This window comes from Neobacillus sp. plas4, assembly GCF_057221695.1.
Genome location: NZ_CM170152.1, coordinates 2,645,110 through 2,665,200, shown reverse-complemented (window position 1 = coordinate 2,665,200; position 20,091 = coordinate 2,645,110). Strand labels below are relative to the sequence as shown.

General features: G+C 37.1%; 21 protein-coding genes and 2 pseudogenes. 4 read left to right on the top strand and 19 right to left on the bottom strand.

The features are described from left to right. Positions 1-8 precede the first annotated feature (8 nt). The gene (cobT, locus tag AC2TFD_RS13230; protein ID WP_484675917.1) at positions 9-1,058 is read left to right on the top strand and encodes a nicotinate-nucleotide--dimethylbenzimidazole phosphoribosyltransferase; all 1,050 of its coding nucleotides are present in this window, start codon (positions 9-11) and stop codon (positions 1,056-1,058) included. Positions 1,059-1,262: 204 nt separating this feature from the next. Here cobT and AC2TFD_RS13225 read toward each other — a convergent pair whose 3' ends face one another. The 8 genes and pseudogenes from AC2TFD_RS13225 to AC2TFD_RS13190 form a co-directional block, all read right to left on the bottom strand. Further along, entirely contained in the window at positions 1,263-2,624 is a 1,362-nt protein-coding gene (locus tag AC2TFD_RS13225; protein WP_484675916.1) for a dipeptidase, read from the bottom strand. A gap of 102 nt (positions 2,625-2,726) precedes the next feature. Next, a pseudogene (locus AC2TFD_RS13220) lies at positions 2,727-2,840 on the bottom strand (winged helix-turn-helix transcriptional regulator); the annotation flags it as partial. Positions 2,841-2,961: 121 nt separating this feature from the next. Next, on the bottom strand, positions 2,962-3,384 hold the full coding sequence (locus tag AC2TFD_RS13215; RefSeq protein ID WP_484675915.1) for a hypothetical protein: 423 nt from the start codon (positions 3,382-3,384) through the stop codon (positions 2,962-2,964). Between the two features lie 267 nt (positions 3,385-3,651). Next, the gene (locus AC2TFD_RS13210; protein ID WP_484675914.1) at positions 3,652-4,149 is read right to left on the bottom strand and encodes a DinB family protein; all 498 of its coding nucleotides are present in this window, start codon (positions 4,147-4,149) and stop codon (positions 3,652-3,654) included. 248 nt (positions 4,150-4,397) lie between these two features. Beyond that, positions 4,398-4,910 (bottom strand): annotated as a pseudogene (locus AC2TFD_RS13205) (M20/M25/M40 family metallo-hydrolase); the annotation flags it as partial. A 268-nt stretch (positions 4,911-5,178) separates the two neighbouring features. Further along, positions 5,179-6,048 carry an SDR family oxidoreductase gene (locus AC2TFD_RS13200; RefSeq protein WP_484675913.1) on the bottom strand — a complete coding sequence of 290 codons (870 nt, stop codon included), beginning with the start codon at positions 6,046-6,048 and terminating at the stop codon, positions 5,179-5,181. A gap of 103 nt (positions 6,049-6,151) precedes the next feature. Next, entirely contained in the window at positions 6,152-6,499 is a 348-nt protein-coding gene (locus tag AC2TFD_RS13195) for a hydrolase (RefSeq protein WP_484675912.1), read from the bottom strand. Positions 6,500-6,649: 150 nt separating this feature from the next. Continuing rightward, a complete protein-coding gene (locus AC2TFD_RS13190; protein ID WP_484675911.1) occupies positions 6,650-7,240 on the bottom strand; it encodes a hypothetical protein in 591 nt (196 codons plus the stop codon). A gap of 553 nt (positions 7,241-7,793) precedes the next feature. On the opposite strand from AC2TFD_RS13190, the gene AC2TFD_RS13185 reads away from it, so the two are divergent. Continuing rightward, positions 7,794-7,922 (top strand): hypothetical protein, encoded by a 129-nt coding sequence (locus AC2TFD_RS13185; protein WP_484675910.1) that lies wholly within the window; start codon positions 7,794-7,796, stop codon positions 7,920-7,922. Between the two features lie 318 nt (positions 7,923-8,240). On the opposite strand, the gene AC2TFD_RS13180 is transcribed toward AC2TFD_RS13185, so the two are convergent. Continuing rightward, positions 8,241-8,573 carry a hypothetical protein gene (locus tag AC2TFD_RS13180; RefSeq protein ID WP_484675909.1) on the bottom strand — a complete coding sequence of 111 codons (333 nt, stop codon included), beginning with the start codon at positions 8,571-8,573 and terminating at the stop codon, positions 8,241-8,243. Between the two features lie 125 nt (positions 8,574-8,698). Between AC2TFD_RS13180 and AC2TFD_RS13175 the strand changes: the two genes are divergently transcribed. Next, on the top strand, positions 8,699-8,998 hold the full coding sequence (locus AC2TFD_RS13175) for a TIGR04104 family putative zinc finger protein (RefSeq protein WP_484675908.1): 300 nt from the start codon (positions 8,699-8,701) through the stop codon (positions 8,996-8,998). Positions 8,999-9,229: 231 nt separating this feature from the next. Here the strand turns inward: AC2TFD_RS13175 and AC2TFD_RS13170 are convergent, their stop codons facing one another. The 8 genes from AC2TFD_RS13170 to AC2TFD_RS13135 all read right to left on the bottom strand — a co-directional run bounded on the left by AC2TFD_RS13170 (position 9,230) and on the right by AC2TFD_RS13135 (position 17,999). Next, complete coding sequence (locus AC2TFD_RS13170) at positions 9,230-10,498, bottom strand: MFS transporter (protein WP_484675907.1); 1,269 nt, start codon at positions 10,496-10,498, stop codon at positions 9,230-9,232. A 311-nt stretch (positions 10,499-10,809) separates the two neighbouring features. Then, a complete protein-coding gene (locus AC2TFD_RS13165; RefSeq protein WP_484675906.1) occupies positions 10,810-11,655 on the bottom strand; it encodes an MBL fold metallo-hydrolase in 846 nt (281 codons plus the stop codon). Between the two features lie 159 nt (positions 11,656-11,814). Then, complete coding sequence (locus AC2TFD_RS13160) at positions 11,815-13,014, bottom strand: ROK family transcriptional regulator (protein ID WP_484675905.1); 1,200 nt, start codon at positions 13,012-13,014, stop codon at positions 11,815-11,817. Between the two features lie 348 nt (positions 13,015-13,362). Further along, positions 13,363-14,460 (bottom strand): GerAB/ArcD/ProY family transporter, encoded by a 1,098-nt coding sequence (locus AC2TFD_RS13155; RefSeq protein WP_484675904.1) that lies wholly within the window; start codon positions 14,458-14,460, stop codon positions 13,363-13,365. A gap of 32 nt (positions 14,461-14,492) precedes the next feature. Continuing rightward, positions 14,493-14,714, bottom strand: coding sequence for a hypothetical protein (locus tag AC2TFD_RS13150; protein WP_484675903.1), 222 nt, complete (start codon positions 14,712-14,714; stop codon positions 14,493-14,495). Next, positions 14,711-15,895: a Ger(x)C family spore germination protein gene (locus AC2TFD_RS13145; protein ID WP_484675902.1), complete on the bottom strand. Its 1,185-nt coding sequence runs from the start codon at positions 15,893-15,895 to the stop codon at positions 14,711-14,713. The genes AC2TFD_RS13150 and AC2TFD_RS13145 overlap by 4 nt, the downstream gene beginning before the upstream one ends. Continuing rightward, complete coding sequence (locus tag AC2TFD_RS13140; RefSeq protein ID WP_484675901.1) at positions 15,895-17,466, bottom strand: spore germination protein; 1,572 nt, start codon at positions 17,464-17,466, stop codon at positions 15,895-15,897. Before AC2TFD_RS13140 ends, AC2TFD_RS13145 begins: the two co-directional genes overlap by 1 nt. A gap of 350 nt (positions 17,467-17,816) precedes the next feature. Then, positions 17,817-17,999: a hypothetical protein gene (locus AC2TFD_RS13135; protein WP_484675900.1), complete on the bottom strand. Its 183-nt coding sequence runs from the start codon at positions 17,997-17,999 to the stop codon at positions 17,817-17,819. Between the two features lie 288 nt (positions 18,000-18,287). On the opposite strand from AC2TFD_RS13135, the gene AC2TFD_RS13130 reads away from it, so the two are divergent. Then, positions 18,288-18,764, top strand: a complete 477-nt coding sequence (locus AC2TFD_RS13130; RefSeq protein ID WP_484675899.1) for a LysM peptidoglycan-binding domain-containing protein — start codon at positions 18,288-18,290, stop codon at positions 18,762-18,764. A gap of 96 nt (positions 18,765-18,860) precedes the next feature. Here the strand turns inward: AC2TFD_RS13130 and AC2TFD_RS13125 are convergent, their stop codons facing one another. Together AC2TFD_RS13125 and AC2TFD_RS13120 are read right to left on the bottom strand one after the other, a co-directional pair. After that, the gene (locus tag AC2TFD_RS13125) at positions 18,861-19,643 is read right to left on the bottom strand and encodes a glucose 1-dehydrogenase (RefSeq protein WP_484675898.1); all 783 of its coding nucleotides are present in this window, start codon (positions 19,641-19,643) and stop codon (positions 18,861-18,863) included. Positions 19,644-19,959: 316 nt separating this feature from the next. Then, complete coding sequence (locus AC2TFD_RS13120; protein WP_484675897.1) at positions 19,960-20,088, bottom strand: hypothetical protein; 129 nt, start codon at positions 20,086-20,088, stop codon at positions 19,960-19,962. Positions 20,089-20,091 lie beyond the last annotated feature (3 nt).

The window sequence follows — 20,091 nt, the reverse complement described above, 5'->3', positions numbered from 1 at the left end:
AAGAAAAAATGAAATTATTACAACAAACGATTGAAAAAATTGAGGGATTGGATCAAGAAATGGTAGTAAAAGCAAGGGCCAGAGTGGACAGTCTTATTAAGCCTCCTAAAAGCTTGGGAAAGTTAGAATCCCTTGCTATACAATTAGCGGGGATTACAGGAAAGCTCTATCCTGAGATTGATCAGAAAGCGGTTATTGTGATGGCGGGCGATCATGGAGTTTATGAAGAAGGGGTAACAAGTAATCCACAGGAGGTAACTTTTGCACAAACGTTGAATTTTGCAAAAGGATTAACGGGAGTATGTGTGATAGGGAAAGTTACTGGAGCTAAGATTGTTGCAGTAGATGTTGGAATAAAGGGAGAGATCCCAAGTGACGCAGGTGTCATTATTAAAAAAATAAAGAATGGTACAGACAATATGGCAAAGGGTCCTGCTATGACGAGGGAGGAAGCGATAAAATCCATAGAGGTTGGGATAGAAATTGCTCATGAAGAAATAAAAAAAGGAGTCAATTTACTTGGTACAGGTGAGATGGGGATTTGCAACACAACTCCTAGTACAGCGATCTTGTCCGTTTTAAAAAATTGTGATCCTATAGAGATTACTGGAAGAGGGGCTGGGTTAGGTACAGGAGGAATCGAACATAAAGCAGCTGTAATTAGGAAAGCGATTGAGATCAACAAGCCAGATTGTAAGGATGGAATCGATGTTTTAGCCAAAATTGGTGGACTAGAAATAGGTGGAATGGCAGGTGTTATGCTTGCGGCTGCAGCTAATAGAATTCCAGTTGTAATCGATGGCTATATTTCAACCATATCTGCTTTAATTGCTGCAAGGATTGAACCGAAAGCGAAGGAATATTTCATCACCTCCCATGCCTCTCTAGAACCAGGTGGAAAAATAGCGAGTGATCTGCTAGGAATCGAACCAATGTTACACATGGATATGTGCTTAGGAGAAGGTTCCGGTGCTGCTTTGGCTTTCCCTATTATAGAAGCAGCCTGCTCTATGATGAAAAATATGCCAACCTTTGTGGACGTAGGAATGGAAATATAATAGTGTAGGATTTAGAAGTAACTGGGACAGTGGGATCTGTCCTCCATCCCTTCAAGTTATTGTTAAATTTATTTATAAGTTGGTCCTTTTACCCGCTCCTCCCAGAGAAAAAAGTTCCAGTACCAACCAAAAATTTGGAAGGAGACTGGCACTTTTATCGGCAAAAAAGAGGGATGTTATGCGATCCCTCCCTTGCCTATCTATTCAGATTAAATCTAAAAAGGAACAAATCGTTAAAATCCCTTTATCAAAGTTTTCTAAGTTAAAATGTTCATTCGGTGCATGGAGATTTTCATCTGGCAAGCCGAATCCCATTAAGATAACTGGAGAATTTAGGGTATGGTTGAAATCCGATACAATCGGAATCGAACCCCCTTCTCTTTTATAAACAGGTGTTTTCCCATAAACCTTTTCATAGGCCTCAGCAGCTTTTTGAATCATCGGATCATCGATTGGGGTTAAGAATGGATTTCCTGTATCTTGAAGTGTCACTTTTACTGTGCAGCCTTTTGGTGCGTGTTCTTCCAAATGCTTTTTGATTAAGCCCTGGATCTTTTCTGGATTTTGATTATTGACTAGACGGCAGGTGATTTTGGCATGTGCCTCGTTCGGAATGACGGTTTTTGTACCTTCCCCCTGAAATCCACCCCATATGCCGTTTAATTCTAATGTTGGCCGCGAACTAACTTTCTCTGGATATGGGTAATTATTTTCCCCACCAGTTAATTCTGCTAAACCTAATTGTTTTTTTAGCTTTTCTTCATCAAAGCCCAGTGCTTTAATTTGTTCCTTCTCAAATTCTGTCAATTCTATAACATCATCATAGAACTGATCCACATTTACCTTTCCATTTTCATCATGAAGAGTTGAAAGCAGCTTCACTAATAAATGGTTAGCGTTCTGAACTCCTCCGCCGAACATGCCTGAATGCAAATCCGTATTTGCCGTTTTAAGAGAAACCTCGAGAGCAGCCAGACCTCTTAAAGAATATGTAATTGCAGGAACGCCTCTATCCCACATATCAGAATCGGATATGACCACGACATCACAGGCTAATTTTTCTTTATTGTCGGATAAATACTGTGGAAGATTTGGACTTCCGATTTCTTCTTCTCCTTCGATACAAAATTTAAGGTTGACCGGTAATTTACCTTCTACTTTTAGGAGAGTCTCAACTGCTTTAATATGTAAGAACGTCTGCCCTTTGTCGTCTGTTGCTCCTCTCGCGAAGATTTTTTCATCTCGGATGTTTGGTTCAAACGGAGGGGTTTCCCATAAGTGAATTGGGTCAACGGGCTGTACGTCATAATGACCGTAAACTAATACAGTGGGCGCATTTTCCTGATGGAGCCAGTCACCATAAATAATTGGATGACCTTTTGTTTGTACGATTTCAACGTGTTCCATTCCAATGTTTTCTAACTTATTGGCAATCCAGGAAGCTGCTTTTTGGATGTCCTCTTTATGCTCAGATAAGGAACTTATGCTTGGAATACGAAGTAATTCTTTTAATTCCTCAACATTTTGATGATGATGCTTGGATACAAATTCGGATAATTGACTCATGATCTCACCTATTCTTTTTTATTTTCCATTCTATTGTACACAAAAACTAGGAAGAAAATAGAAAATCTGCTCTAAAAAAGGGAGAGAGTTTATTTGAGCATATTAAAAGTGCCTGGCACTACAAAATAGAATGTAATCTTTGCCACAGTCGTACATAGCCTCTAAAATCGGTAAAAGTTTTCTTCCATGCTCAGTTAATGAATATTCACCTATAGGAAATTTTACAAAGCCCATTCATTATAGGATGGTCTTTGTTTTTGTTATTCCTGTTCGGTGTTTAAGTGACTCAAGCCCGATAATAAAAAGCACCCTATAAATTGAGGTGCTTGATAAACAATCATTTTGTTTTCTTGAAAAACTCATACTCTTTAATTAATCTTAAATGGTTGCCTGTCTCTAGCATTTCAATTATTTCCTTATTTCCTCTTTTAAAGGCTTCTTCCCTTTCCATTGCATTTGGTATTGCTCCATACTTAATTAAATAAGCAACTATATATTTATTATCCTTTTGTATAGCTAATTCTAATGCAGACTCACCGAATTGAGATTTTGAATGAGGAGCTGCTCTATAGCTTTCAAAACTTCTCTTAACGCCTTCTGTATCATTATTGAGTATATTATTTATTAGTACCTTGTTTTCTGGTCTATCTACAACTTGGTTATTTTCTGGGCGCTTGTGCTTTTCTTTCTTTTTCAATAAAAATACAACCAATATTAAAAGAAACACAAATAATGCAATTAGAATGAAATCTGGTATCATGATGTAATCTCCTATTTATTATTTAATAAACATATTATATTGTTTATTAAATAATAAAGGAATATTACCGAAGTTATCCTTAATTGCACCTTCCTGACATCCTTAATATATTCCTTCTACAAAGATAGAAAACTGGCATTTCTACTATCTTTACATACGTTGAATACCGTAGAAAATCACCCGCGTCACCAAAGAGAATGAAATGGGCTTCACACCGTCAATACTGCTTTTATGGCTGGGCGAGGAAGGTCGCTGAATTATGGTGCTTTAGGACCAATCAACGCCACCCCAAGAGGATTGCAACTTTCGCAACAGAACAATTTGGCCGAGATGATACGTATCGTGCATCATGATATTGCTGAGTAAACGCTCAATAGAGTACCTGTTAGCTGCATAAGGAGCTTTTAACTTTTCATCGTCAAGTTCCGCAATGAGCGTTTTTAATTTATTCATAACTTCATTGAGGCGCTGCACTGTCTGAGCCCATCCAATTTCGTCTTCTGGATCACCCGGATTTCCAAAGGTTTCTTCATTGTCTTCTGCCTTATGCGGATTCTCTGTTCCCTTAATTCGATGTATTACATCTTCATTCCAAAATATCAAGTGGTTGACAATCTGCCAAATCGAATTGCTGATTCCCGAACTTGTCCATGCTGCCTCAGCTGCGATGACTCCATGAAGCGCCTGATCCATGGAGGCAAACCATTCATTCTCATGGCAATGCATGTCGAGTTGTTCTAAAAACATTTTGGTTACTGCTTGCATACAACCAATCTCCTCTCTGTTTAGTGTAATCTTTCAAAGTTAAAAGACAAGAAAAAAAACAAAACCATGATCACTATGACTTATTCGGCTCATCCAGCTTTTATGCCTTCATCTTGACAAATAAAGTACCCTATAGGGCAGACCTTTTTAAGTGTCTACTCTATAGGGTACATTTTATTTTAATGGTCGACCTGTTGGCTAAAGGACATACCTGGTCTTTGATTTTATAAGACAATATCCGCTGATTTATCAGATTTTAAGAACCGCTTATCTTCTTTACGCTGATGAGGACTTCCGATTTCTTCTTCTCCTTCGATGCAAAATTTTACATTAACCGGTAATTTACCTTCTACTTTCAGTAGTGATTCGACTGCTTTAATATGTAAGAACGTCTGCCCTTTGTCGTCGGTTGCCCCTCTGGCAAAGATCTTTTCATCACGGATCGTTGGTTCAAACGGAGGCGTTTCCCATAAATGAAGTGGATCAACAGGCTGTACATCATAATGACCGTATACTAAGACAGTTGGCGCATTTTTCTGATGAAGCCAGTCACCATAAATAATCGGATGACCTTTTGTCTGGACGATTTCCACATGTTCCATTCCGATGCCTTCTAATACATTGGCGATCCAGGAAGCTGCTTTTTGGATATCCTCTTTATGCTCAGATAAGGAACTTATGCTTGGAATACGAAGTAATTCTTTTAATTCCTCAACATTTTGATGATAATGCTTGGATACAAAATCGGATAATTGACTCATGACCTCACCTATTCCTTTATATTTTCTATTCTATTTTTCACAAAAAGTAGGAAGAAAATAGAAAATCAGCTCTAAAAAAGGGAGAGTTTTTATTTGAGCATATTGAAAGTGCCTGGCACTGCAAAATAGTATCAAGGGAACTTCGACCGTTTGCTGGACCAATCCGATTGTTAAGTCTTCAAAAATGCTTTATTATTCAAAAAAACGCAACCAGTTTCCCAATGCATGGGACTGACCGCGTTTAGTGCTTTTGTATATAAATTTCGATTTAGCCATTTACAATCGTTCCGCCATTAACATGCAATATTTGCCCTGTTACAAAGGATGAATCGATATTTGATGCCAAATAAACATATGCAGGTGCGAGTTCTTCCGGTTGACCTGGCCGCTTCAACGGTGTATTCTGACCAAATTTGCCTACTTCCTCTTCTGTAAATGTCGATGGAATGAGCGGAGTCCATATTGGTCCAGGAGCTACCCCATTAACCCTGATTCCCTTTTCAGCTAACTGTAATGCAAGAGAACGGGTGAAGGCTGTTATAGCACCTTTTGAGGCAGAATAGTCAACAAGCGTAGGATGACCTTTGTAAGCTGTAACCGAGGTTGTATTAATAATGGAACTACCTTCCTTCAGGTGCGGTAAGGCCGCTTTTGTTATGTGAAACATGGAGAAAATATTTGTTCGAAATGTCTTTTCCAGCTGTTCAGTCGTAATGTCCAGTATGCTTTCTTGTGGATGCTGCTCCGCTGCATTATTCACCACTATATCTATTCCGCCAAATTCATCTACTACTTGTTTGACAGCTACCTGACAAAAGGATTCATCACCAATATCCCCAGATAGTAATAGACATCTTCCCCCTTGCTCCTCAACATGTTGTTTCGTTTCTTCCGCATCATTGCTTTCGTTTAAGTAAAAGATTGCAACATTTGCTCCTTCTTTCGCAAATGCAATGGATGCTGCTCGTCCTATTCCACTATCTCCTCCAGTAATAACTACGTTCTTGCCCTTTAGCTTTTCACTGCCTTTATAGTTGGAGTTTATCGTTTCTGGCAGTGGTGTCATTTCCTTTTGGATCCCCGGCTGCTGATTTTGTTCCTGTTCGGGTATTTTACTTGGGTATGCTTCATTCTTCATTCTATCATTCCTCCTATCAATCTATGATGATTAATAATACCCTTTGATAAAAAAATTAAACTACTACCGATAGTTGATTTCTCGTTTACATGTACCAGTAAGATTAAAATCCCTTGTGCTGAATATTGGCACTATCTTCATTTAAAATTCCCATTTTTCTAATATGTGCACGTGTTTTCTCATCACCTAAGTCATAAAGCATCGAATAGATCCATAGTATCCGCTGGTCATATTCCTTATTTTGAGGCTGATGATGATATCCAAGATACGGAATATGTGATCGAAAATAACTTTCCCAATCTGTTTCATCATTTCGATTAAAAAGCCTTTCAAGGAAATTTACTTGAGATTCTGTCGCTTCAATTTTATAATCCCACTCTCCCTCGTATGGTCCTCTGAAAATTTCATTAGATTGAATATTGATATAATAACTTTGTTTTTGTTCATCCATTCGCTCATCTCCTATCTTGTTGGATGTTTACCACAACCATCAATGTTTTAAACATTTTTTCCCCTTCAAGCTTTTCCTAAAAAAAGTGCCAGGCACCATCTAATTTTGAAGGGTCCCTGGCACTGTTTTTATTGCTAACACGCATTTGTATTACTCTCTTATTGGCTGAAAAACTTCTTTATCGTTTTCTTTTTCTTCTTCTTGTCCACGTATCGTGTTTCGATTCGTACATGTATCGTCCAACTCTTCACTTTCAGAATCTAAATATGTATGGTTTTCATCTTGAACACTAACCTCCTTGCTGAAAATAAACTCTTCTTTTTTCATAAAAGATTCATATAAGCTTCGGAATTCCTGTTTTTTAATTGATTCCAAAACAAATTGAATCAATGAGGTATCTTTGACATCTTTTAATTCGGAGAAAATACAATCCATCATTGGTTTCCCGGCTTTATCAAAGATATTTTCCCCCCAGTTTTTTATTGCGAGCTCCCTCGTATCAGGATTGTAGCGGATCAGCTGGTGATGCATGATAAACCGTTCCATTAACGAATGAACACTTTCGATGGAATAGCCCATATCAAAAGCCATTTGCTTTTTCGTAATCTTATAGATTCCAATTAGAGTCGTACTTTGATTCGTTAAAAGGTATAAATAAAAGTATCTGTCCTCTGGCGTCATCTCCTCTAAAACCATCGGATCCATCCAAAAATCAGTACGCACTTTTCTAAACTTTGCCATCCATGACCACTGCCTTTCTCCTCGTAAACTGTTTTCATAGACTATATATAGAGACAAGGCAAAAAAGGTCATATGGATTTCATAAACGTGTGAACGTTTTATTACAAAGGATTTTTGTGGTGCCTGTCAACCTTGTAGACTTCGGACAAAACTATAGTTTTTTATGATAATTTACTATTAAAATTTAAAAATTTTTACAGTTAAATATTGAATTTTCTACCATTTTTTTATATATTTATATTGAAATTAGCACTCACCATGATTGAGTGCTAATTTCAATATAAATTAAGGGGGTGTAATTAATGTCAATTGTTCATTATGACAGGGTCTATGACAGTTGTTGTGCTTCTCCTTTTATTGACTCGGAAGATAGAAAAGAGAAAAAACGCAGGAATGACATTGGAAATCACATGAAACCTTCATTAATATTTCACCATGATCTTTCGGAACATAACCTATGCCAATCCTCATGTGGTTTCCAAAATTTATTTGATGGTTATCATAGCTTATTTTCTGAACTGTTTTGAAAACTGTTTTGTAGGAGGAATTCTTTATGAAAATGTTGGACCTTGTGTGTATTTATTGTGGTGAACCACTTTTAAAATGGGAAAGAACCAGAAGTTTTTGCTGGAATTGTAATGAATTAACGACATCTGAAGCTTTTCACGAAGAAGTTGACTAAAGTTGGTTTGACTTAATCCTTTAATGTCTTAAGCGACAAATGAATGTTTTTCAGAAAAATTTTTATAAACTTTTTTCCTTACAAAAACAACTGAGCCAAAAGGCACCCAGCAAATGAAAGACTAACACTAATACAACAGATACGTGGAGGTATTCTAGATGAAAATAAAAACAGGTTTATGGATTAAACTCCCACAACTTCTGCGATTACGTATGTTAGCTGCTGTGATAGAACAACAAAAAGAACGAAAAAAAAACCGCAGCTGTGCCTAAAGGAGTCGGATGAGAAGGAGAAAAACTAAAATAACATAAAATACATTTACCCCCGCTGATCATAGTATACCGCTACAAAATTTTCAGGAAGCTCAGGAAAAGCGGTCCTGACACTGACTCCAAATGGAAAAGGCTGGCCAGGACCGCCATGTAAAAATAAAAGAATTGGCTTATTTTTGTCCATTCCCTCTATTAGTAAATACTGTTTACTCTCATTGACGCTTAATTCAACAAGCTCACAGATGCCTCCATTCCTAACTATTTCTTCTCCTTCGTTCTTAACGATCCACTGGTTTACCGAACGAATGATTAATAGAATCATTACTGCCATTACAATAAAAATCCCTGTTGCAATTCCAGCCTTTTTTAACTTCTTCAAAACAATTCTTTCATCTTTTCGTGGTAGAGCTAATAGAAAATTGTTTGTACCGAGTAAATGAAACTTATCGAACAATAAGAACGTATGATTATTAATAAAAGCTTCTTAGAAAGGAGGAATTAGCATTGCCTATTTGTCAAAACTGTAAAAGAAAGTGGTCTTGGCTTGATGCGATTAAGAAGTTATTAACATTTCGTAAAAGTATGCAATGTAATCATTGTGGAGACTTTCAATACCAAAGTAAATCTTCGAGGAATACGACGTCTTTATTAGCCTTACTCCCTATTAGCATTATTCCGTTTTCCGTAATCTTTGATTTATCCCTTTTTTCTGTACTACTCTTAGGACTTACCTTATTGCTTGTGACTCTGTTTGTCATGCCAGTACTACTAAAATTAACTGATAAAGAAGAACCATTGTGGTAAAAGGGGACTGCACGAGACAGTCTCCTTTATTATATCTTTATTGAATGTTAGTAATGTTCTTATTAATTAAGATAGCACGGTCGATTAAAAAGGAATATTGCAACATAAGTATGGGGTATAACAGCTCGTTATACATGATTCTATTAATCTATAATTGAATAAAAAAGACGATCAAAATTCACTTTCCTGAATTTTGAAGTCGTCTTTTGAAATAACTAACCTATTTGGATTCTATGCCTCTTTAATAGGCTCCATAGAAACAAGAGAACCGTTCACTTGAATCGCCTTCTTTTCGGGTCTTGCAAAAATTGCGAAAGCGATTCCAAAAACAAATAGCAGGGAAGCAGTTAGTAAAATAGAATAATTGAATCCAAGGCTTACATTTCCTCCGGCTGATTCAACCACAAATCCTGTAATTAAAGGTCCAACCATACCCGCAATATTCATGAATGATGTACTAAGACTTGTCATTAGTCCTGCTCGTCCAGGAAGGAGCTGCATTAAAACCTGTGGACTAATCGCCATAATGGTATATGAAAAACCTTTCGTTAAGAGAATAGCTGCTGTTACCCAAGCCGCAGATTGGAAAATCGTTGCAGAAGCTAAAAACAATCCTGCTATTACTAATGCCCCACCTGCAAAATATACCCGGGATACACGGAAGTTTTGACTTTTACTAAACAAGCGATCTGAACCAGTTGCTATTAGAATAGAAATGATAACAGATCCAATACCCACTATAGAAGCAGCATATCCCATTTCCATAGGTGTCATTTTTACAACCTTAGTAAGGTAACTAGGCATCCAAAGTGTAATCCACATTGTTACCCAAGACGCTGAAAAAGCGGCTAATAAAGTGAATAAACAGGTTGGAGATCGTAATATGACCAAAAATTCTGACCATTTAAATTTATCTGGGGCTTGTTTTACACCGTTTTCCTTCTTTTTCGCTTTCATCGTTTCAGGCAACATCATCCAGACCACAAGGAAAATAAGACTGACCAGTCCTAGAGCAGCAAATGCAAAACGCCAGCCAAATTCGGAAATCAAATATACTAAAATAGGCGCTGATGCTGTAGCACCCAGCATACCACCTGCATTTAATATTGAAATAGCCATTCCGCGGGATTCAGGCTTAAACCATTTCGTCACATGGCTTATTGCAGTTGGTGCAAAAGGCCCTTCACCTATACCAAGTAACACACGATATAAAACCAACATAAAGATACCTGTGATAGCAAACGCACCAAATTGTAAAATTGTCCAGCTTAATATCATCAAACCAATAATTTTTTTCGTTCCAATTCGGTCAGACCAAGAAGCCCCAAAAATTCCGGAGATTGAAAACAGCCAGAAAAAACTACTGCCAATTAACCCCCATTGCGTATATGAGAGATCAAACTCACTGATAATAGAATTAGCAGCATATCCTATGATTGCCTTATCCGCAAAGTTAACGGCCATAGTAAAGAATAGAAATAGAAGTACAGTCCAACGCATCCTTTTTAACACCCTCTCTTTTCCTTGCAAAATATTTACTAACAAATTCAATAAAAATAAGACATTAACAGATTCCTTTAATCGAAACGATTAATATTCCCCAATAATAAAGAAAGCGCTTTAAAAATTTTATGAAGAAGATCATTTATTGGAGCTTCACCTGCCCTGAAGTAAGAACGGCAGGTTTCATGAAGCTTTTCCGAGGTTTATCTATTTTAGAGTCATAAATATAAAAAGATATTTTTTTCACATATGATTATATTAGCACTGTGATAATATTAATAATATATGAAAAAAAAGATACCTTTTTCCTAATTTACTAGAGTTTTCACTGGAATCTTAATTACATCTAAATCGTTTGAAACATAAATTTTACCTTTAAATACTTCTGCAGCCTCAGCCAACGCTTTTTCAGGGTTCATTTTAGGTAAAAAGTGTGTTAAAACCAATTCTTTTACATTTGCCCTTTTCGCTGTTTCTGCTGACTGAGCCGGTGTACAATGTTCTTTCTGCAGGTTTTCCCATATCTTTTCAGCATTTGGCATAGGATCCCCATCAATAGGAGTAAGACAAGTATCATGAATTAATAAACCGGCACCTTCTGCAAGCTTTACAAGTTTATCTGTTGGTGGTGCTGTATCACCTGAAAAAACTACGGATTCTCCATCTTTTTCAAATCGGAATGCAAAAGTAGAAACACTGTGATTCATCGCGGCACATGTAACCTCGATTGGTAAATCTACCTCAACTTTCCCCTCATTTTCAATTTCAATGATTTTCACTTCGGCACGTATCCCTGCTGCCGGCCTTCCTAATGACATCCGGTAATCAACATCATCTTTGAGCATTTCTACAACCAAATCATGCATTTTTTTCGTGCCAACAGGTCCGAAAACTGTTAATTCACGTCTTCCTTCCAGCCAGCCGCTGACTAAAAAGCTTGCATACCCTAACATATGATCCGCATGAAGATGTGTAAAAAACACATGCTTTACCGCTTGTGGTGCAATATCGGATTTTACCAGCTGCATTGTTGTTCCCTCTGCACAATCGACTAATATCGGTATACCAGCCATTTTTAATAGATGTGCGGATGCAATTCTCTCTTTCGTTAGTCTTGGACTCCCTGTACCTAACATAATTACTGAATTATCCATCTTTTCCCCTCCGTTAATTTTGACCAAAATGGACTAAACTAGACAAAAAATAAGAGTAAAAACGACATTTTAAATCAATTTAGTCCATTTTGGAATTAATTAGTCTGTATTTCTATACTATATTAAGTTTTTAATAAAATCAAGAATTTTTTGAATCTTTTATATTTGGTCATTGAGGAATGAATCAAAGAGCAATAAAGCGGCTCCAACAGCTGCAGCGTTTCCTTTAAGTACCCCCTGAGAGAACGTTACTCTTCTATCAAACCCTATATTTTTAGTAATATATTGAATAACTTGTTTATAATAATCCTCGAATTCATAAATAAACGGACCATTTAAGATGACTAATTCCGGATTGAAAAGATTTACTACATTAGAAAGGCCAATTCCTAAATACCGTGAAGATTGTAAAATAACTTCCTTTGTTCTTTTGTCTCCCTGCATAAAATATTCCATCATATCATCAAGTGATGCTTTTTGAAAAAGCTCATCACTCATACTTCCTTCCAATACACTTTCCTTTTTTAATTCACTAAGAATGCCTTCAAATGAGGTATAAGCAACCATACACCCGCGCTTGCCACAAGAACATATTTTCCCATCAACATCAATAATCATATGGCTATAACCATTTCCGCTTGTAAATTGTTCTCTTAAAATTGTTCCATTCATGACGACACCGCAGTCCATTCCCCAGCCGCCGCTAATGCAGTAAAGGATACTGTTATATTTGAAACCTGCCGCATGATACTCAGCAGCAGCTGCCGCATTCGTACTTTTTTCCAACAGTATTTTTACTGGAAACTTTTCTTGGATCATTTCAACAATAGGAACATTCTCCCAGTTTGACACAAGAAGGGCTTCCGGCTTTAAAATAATCCCCTCTTTTTGATTTAGAGGACCGATGACCGCAAGTCCAATTCCCAAAAGTTTTTTTTCATCAAAATGATGACTTTCCATAAACCTCTTTACGATTCTTTCTACCTTCATGATTACAAATTCAGGTGTATGAATAGAAGTCATAGCAAACGAATCCTTATTAATCTCGTTATATCGTAAATCAAAAAGCACAATATTTGTTTTCATTCGAGAAATATGAATGCCAATGATGTAATTACGATCTGGTTCAATATCGTACAAGATGGGAGGGCGGCCAACAGACGACTCCCCAAATCCCGTTTCCTTAATAAACTTATTTTTTATTAGCTCGTCAATCATACGAACAATTGTTGTCTTTTTGATTTCAGTTTTCTCGATTAAGTCTGCTTTTGTAATAGGGCCATATTTATGGATCAATAAATAAAGCTTTTTTAACTCCTGATTTTTCAGGGTTGTATTTTCAAGAAATTGTTTAAACACAAATAAATGTCACCTGCCAAAAAAATTTCTAAATCTGGTTAAAAAACTATTGTTATAGCTCATGCATTTGTTGCAGCCTACATTATTACTATATCTGATATGTTTAATATATCAAACACTCATGTTGCCTTCATTTAAATTCACTATTAAAAATACTCAAAATGCTTAATTTTACACATTCTACCATGACTTTAGCTTCTCACTACTCTTTTTCATTCGCTATAAAATAACAAAGTCCTCCTTGATTTCACAATTCTATGAATGGAGTATATTAAAAAAAGAGACACTTTTTTAACTTATTCTAGTGTCTCTTACCTTTAAATATTTTTCTATTTTAAATTCTGACGATTATCCAGACGGTTTCGGTTTTTTCCTACGTATGACCGCAACACATAGAAGTAAAATGGGAATGATCAGTTGAACTGTTAAGAAATAAAAAGGCACAGTTGTACCCATTCCTCGAATCATGTCTTCAAAAGAAGGTATTGTCCAGGCTGAAAATAGAATAATTAAAAAACCAATTGGTAAAATAAATGGTTTATAACTTGGCAATTTCAGCCACTGAGAAGTACCAAGAACAACCATATAAAAAAAGGCGGACAGCTGAATGAAGCCGCCAAGAACCCACACAGCAATAATGATGGACTCGATATGTTCAAAAAAAGAACCGATACTAACAAATCTCGCCGCTTCAAACACCGGAAACTGTAAGTTGATAATAATTTCCCCAAATAAAAAGAGATTTCCTAGGTTCATAAAAACCATCGTCAAAACACTCGCAATGACTGAAATCATTCCCCATTTCATCACCTTTTGTTGATTCGTTACTAACGGCAGCAGAAATGACATCAATGAAAATTGACTTAACCAGGCATGTGGTGCCAGTGACCCTTTAATGGAGGGCATTACCCCATCTGACATTATCGGCAGCATATTTTTCAGATTCAAATCAGGAATTAGAAAGATATAAATCAGTACATAGGAAGCTAAAACAATCGGCACAAAAAGCACAGCACATCGTCCAATCGTTTGAATGCCCCCATGAACAGCAATGGCACAAGATATGGCTATACTTCCAGTCACAAACAACATAGGTGTTCTATGCAAAAATGCACTTTCTACGAACTCACCGTACTCCCTAAATGCAATGGCAGTATCATGTAATAGAAAAAAAAGGTAAAGGAACGCAATGAACTTTCCTATCGTCCGACCAAGTATAAGTTCACAATATTCAATTAGTGTTTTCCCTGGAAAAAACCTAGAGAGTATGACAATGATCACGACGATAAGAAAGCCGCTCAAAGAACCCCATATAGGAGACAACCACAAATCATTTTTTGCATGCTGTGCTGTGACATAGGGAATATAAAGAATGGCTGTTCCAGTTACGGTTGCATACATAATGAGAGCAAGCTCCAGACCAGAAATTCTTCCTTTTTCAATCATGTTTGTTCCTTCCTTTACTTACAGAAGTTTCTTTACCAAAACGGCTTAAATGACTTATAGATGAAATCAACCATTTGTCCAGGTCCCGGCATTTCTGGAAAAATCACAAGTAAAACAGCAAGGACCCAATTCACCATCATGATCGAAAAAAAGGCCATTTTTACACTTTTTCCACTTCTCTCCAACCCCGGCCTTTGAATCAAAAAAATAAATACCAGTATAATCGATACCCCTAAGATTCCAAGAACCTTCATCGCTCGGCACCTCGTTTATGTTTTTCATCTGCTAAACCGGTTCTCGTAATATTTACCTTCGTTTCAAAAGAAACGGCTACCTCGGGAAAAATTTCATTCCATTGACCTCTCTTTTTTTTCCATGTTTGTGGATATTTTTTCTCAAATATATCCGCAAAACCGAAAATATCAGCATTTAACTTTCGCTGGACTTTCTTAAAAACGTGCCGTTCCCTTAGTTCAATTTCATACTCAACCTTTTGCTCAGCTTTTTTTATGATGTTTGGATCGAATAAGTTGAATTTTGTCGTATTTTGAATGACTTCTAGATCGGCGTTCGTTTTAACGCGCATGCTCCATTTGCCGTTTTTAATGGAAGGGATCAATTCATTATGGCTTCTTAGTAGATTTAAGGAGATGTAGCCTTTTTCATCTTTAAAAGAAATGGTAATCACACCGGATTTTATTTCATTTCTTGGCCAAAGTATTCCCCTTGTTTCTTTATCACTTAACTTTCCTACCATTTTTCCATCCTTAAGAATCGCTGATCCGTTAATGATTGGAATGGCCTTTTTTTTATCCATATGTGATGGGGATAGGTTTTCAACCCATGGCAGTACGGCTGCATTGGATTTACGGGATAGCATTTGCAATAAATCCTTTACCGTTACTTTTACACCGACATTTGTTTTGACTATTTTACGAAGTTGCTGTGAGGCATCTTGTTCCAATTCCGGCATTGCCTTTAAAACAGTCTTTGCCTTTCCTTTCGAAACAAATACATCGGCACGTATCCGAGGTTCCGAGTGCCGCATCCAAAAATCAATTTGTTCGCTGATTCCTTTCTTGGCTAATTTATCACCAATAAGGAGCACTTCATTTTGCCCCCAAAAAATCTTCCTTGGAAGTGCTTCCTGAAGACGTGCTATAGCATCTGCCACGGTTTCTCCCTCAGCTGATCTCACAAAGGATTGGCTGCTGCCCCCTCCACCTGACATCTCAGACCCTTGTCCACTTTGCTGGTTCGGAATATAGATTAAGGCAGAAAGTTCGATATTATCTTTTTTCCCTTCATCCATCCCTGCCGCCAGTATAATAGCTAAGTCATTTATTTCCGTTCGATCCCAACATCCTGTAAGGACAATCGAGGTTAGGGAAATCAGCAGGAATAAAGTGAAAGGCCTTTTTATCGTCTTACACATCAACTTCCACCATCCCCTTGGCTTGGACTGGGCATTTGATTCTCGGCTTCACGTCTTAGGTTACTAGTATCATCTTTTGAATAAAATTCAGGCCGTGTTTCCATGGCCCACCACGGGGCACGAACCAAGACATCCTTTAAATTTCGAAGCTTTAGTACTGCTGCCGAATTAAGATAGGGTACACCAAAGGATTTAAGCGTACACAGGTGTGCAACGATGGTGGTAATTCCGAGCATGACGCCCAAAAGTCCCAACATTCCGGATAAAATCATGATCGGAAATCGGAGTAGGCGAATCGAGATGCCAGCTGCATATCTTGGCACTAGAAACGAAGCAATACCTGTAATGGCAACCACCATAACCATCGGTGATGAAACCAAACCCGCAGCCGTCGCTGCTTGTCCAATAACGAGGGCACCAACAATACTAACAGCAGCCCCAACTTGTTTTGGCAATCTCACACCTGCTTCTCTTAGTGCCTCAAAAGTGACTTCCATCATAAACGCCTCAACCAAAGCTGGAAAAGGGATTTTTTCACGACTTTGAGCGATCGTTAAAAGCAGTGAAGTTGGAAGCATTTCTTGATGAAAGGTTAAGATTGCCACATACGCTGATGGTGCAAGTAAAGCGATGAAAAAGAAAATATAGCGCAGCCAACGGATCAATGTACTGATGTAAAATGGATTATAGTAATCCTCAGGTGCCTGTAATAGACTAGGAAACGTACAGGGAGCAATAAGGCTAAAAGGGGTGCCGTCAATTAAAATAACAACCCGGCCTTCTAATAGAGAAGCTGCGGCGACATCCGGACGTTCTGTGCTTAATAACTGCGGGAAAGGAGAAAATGGGCTATCTTGGATCATTTCCTCAATATATCCGCTTTCTAAAATTCCATCAATCTTAATTCGCTTAAGTCGCTGGGTAACTTCATCCACTAAAACGTTATCGGCTAATCCCTCGATATACGCCACGATGACTTGCGTTTCGGTGTAGCCGCCAATATTGATTGGTTTCATTTTTAATAATGGATGTCGAATTTTCCTGCGTAATAGGGAGGTGTTAACGCGTAATGTTTCAATAAAACCCTCCCTGGGACCGCGAATGACGGATTCCGCGTCTGGTTCCTGAATACTGCGTTTTTCCCACTTTGGCAGACCCACCGAAATTCCCTTTGTTTGGTTTTCAATTAAAATGATTGTGCTGCCAATGGAAATCTGTTTAAAAATATCAGGTATCGTGTAGATTTCCTTGATATCTGATACTGATATTTCCTTTTTTACTTGCTCAAATATAGATCTGGTTTCCGGGCTTTTCAGCTTGATAAGCGGCATAAACACACGCTGGTCAACTTCGTCGGTATTTGAAAGGCCATCTATGTATAGCAGAACAGCATTGATCTCGCTACCAATACTAAAGCCACGAAATACCACGTCTGAGCAATCTTTATAGGCAGATTTCAGTATGTCTATATTTATATTTAATCTTGGATTTAGGGGGATTTCCGGAAATGAATTCATCGATTCATTAAATTGTATATTTGGAGTATCCCCCCCTTTTTTCCTAAACCGCATATTTTCGGACCCCTTGATATGTGTTAATCTTATCCTTTGTAAATTCTGTAAAAATAATGCTAATATTTTCAAAGTAAATAAGGTCTGACAGAAATTGTAAGGTAATGAGGAGTGTTTTACTTTTTACTGTGAGGGATATGTAAAAAAACAAGTGTTAAAGGAGACTTTTAAAATTTCATTTTAAAATATAAAAAGACACTGCTGTTGTCCATTTACCAGTGTCTTTAATGTCCTACTAAATTTATAGTTACGAAACGATCATGTTCTGAATTCTGTTTCTTCTTATTTTGTATTACTACCATTAATTTTTCAATCATCACTGGGGCTCCCCATACCATTCAACCAAACTATTAATTTCTAGTAGAAACGCCTGAAGAAAAATATCCATTCGTATATCTGATTGTTTCCATCCCAGATGGAATACGTTTATTGTAATCCGGTTGACTATTTTTATGTTTCCATTGGTCATACGTTGATGGTCGTTTCCTGTCATCGTTTAAATATTTGATATAATCATTCCCATAAATATACATGCTATCATCTCCCTTTAAAAATGTATGCGCTTACATTGCTATCATACACCAAGATGTTAAAAAAGTGTAGCCTTTAGACATGGTAACGGTCCCACCACAAGAACACCCTGTAAAAGAGTCCCTTATATTTCTGTTATTTATTTACCCATATGTCACCCTAGCATCATATGTGCTTTAGTAAATAATGAACAGAATCCGCCCTTTTTTGTTTTAGAACCATAATTGGGCTTATTTAATAGAATCGAAACGGTATTTCCCTCGTCAAAATATATGAGGTGATAAAATAACATGAAAAAATTTAAACGTTTCATGCAGGTTGTTGTGTGTACGGTGTTGATGGGGGCGGTATTTTTTTTCGGTCATGGGATGGCATTTGCCGAGGATCAAACTATTACGATAAAGAAAGGTGATACATTATATAAACTTTCAAAGAAATACCATGTATCGGTTGAGGATTTAAAGGAATACAACCAACTAAAAAGCAATAAAATTATTGCTGGCAAAACGTTAATCATTCCAGATTTTGAACAAACCAAACCATTGTATGTGGCCATCGCTGGTTCTTTTACCAAGAAAGGTAATGCTGATATGCGAGTTGAATTTTTGAAAAAGAATGAGATTGAAGCGATTGTCGTTAAAAAAGTGATAAATGACAAAACGTATTATCGCGTTCAGGCTGGTGCCTTTTCAAGTAAATCCAATGCGGAGAAAATGATTAAGAAGTTAAAGAATAATGGTATTAAGGACGCTTTCTATTCGTCTTAATACAACTGTACTGAAAAAAATAGTATTAAAAAACCCCTTCAATTGTATTTTGAAGGGGTTTTGCTTGTTTAACATGCACCATTACTCATAACTAAATTAATATTTATAAGATTGACCACCGTCAATATTAATGACAGCTGCATTCACAAATGTGGCTTCACCTGATAATAAGAAAGCGACCACACTTGCCACTTCTTCTGGTCTGCCAAAACGTTTCGTAGGGTTTACACTGACAAATTCTTTTCCTGCTTCTTCCCAATTTACAGGATCAATTTGTTTTAATGATGCTTCTACCATTGGTGTCATGATGGCACCTGGAGCTATGGCATTGACCGTAATACCATATTGACCATATTCTACCGCTGAATTACGAGTTAAACCAACGACACCATGTTTACTGGCAGCATATCCTGATTGATTACCAACACCGCGGGTACCGCCAACAGAGGCAGTGTTGACAATCGAACCATAACCTTGTTCTCTCATTACTTTTAACACATATTTTAAGCCATAGAATACACCTTTTAAGTTAACATTAATAACTTTATCGAATTCATCCATACCGAAGTCTTCTGTTATACTTTGTTTCCCTTCAATCCCTGCATTATTGAAGAAACCATCAATCTTACCAAAACTCTCCACTGTTTTGTTTACATAATTTTGAACCGCTTGATCATCTGCCACGTTTGCCGTAATTAAGATGACTTCTGTGTTTGGTGCAACTTCTGAAATTTTTGCTTTTGTTTCTTCTAATCCTTTTTCATTTAGATCTACTAAGGATAATTTTGCGCCTTCTTTTGCCAGACGAACAGCTGTTTCTTGTCCTAATCCAGAACCTCCACCTGTAATAATCACTACTTTATCTTCAAAACGCTTCATTGCAAACTCTCCTTTATGCTTGATTCTACTAACCTGACTCAATAGTTGTTTGTGACAACTTTTGATAAAGTACTCATTTAATCATCATGATGTTTCCCTTGAATGACCCCTTTTTTAATTTGTCATATATGCTGTTAATTCCCAACTAGTTTGGATTTGAAACCTATTTTCTACTCACCCTATTATTTGTCGCTTCCCATTTTTCATTTCAGATAGATCTTTCATTTTTACTATTAAGATGTGTGATATTTGTACAGCTTTCACAACTAACTTGCCCAGGTAGTGAAACATGAAAAAATGACCGCCGCAGCGTTCATTATCCTAACCTATTGCCAAACATTAGCTTAATAAAGATTTTATTAAAACTGGTCCCCAACACCATATCACCTATACCAATAATACGGGTTGGGTTTGGAGTGTACTCATCCACTTCCCGATTCTGCATTGT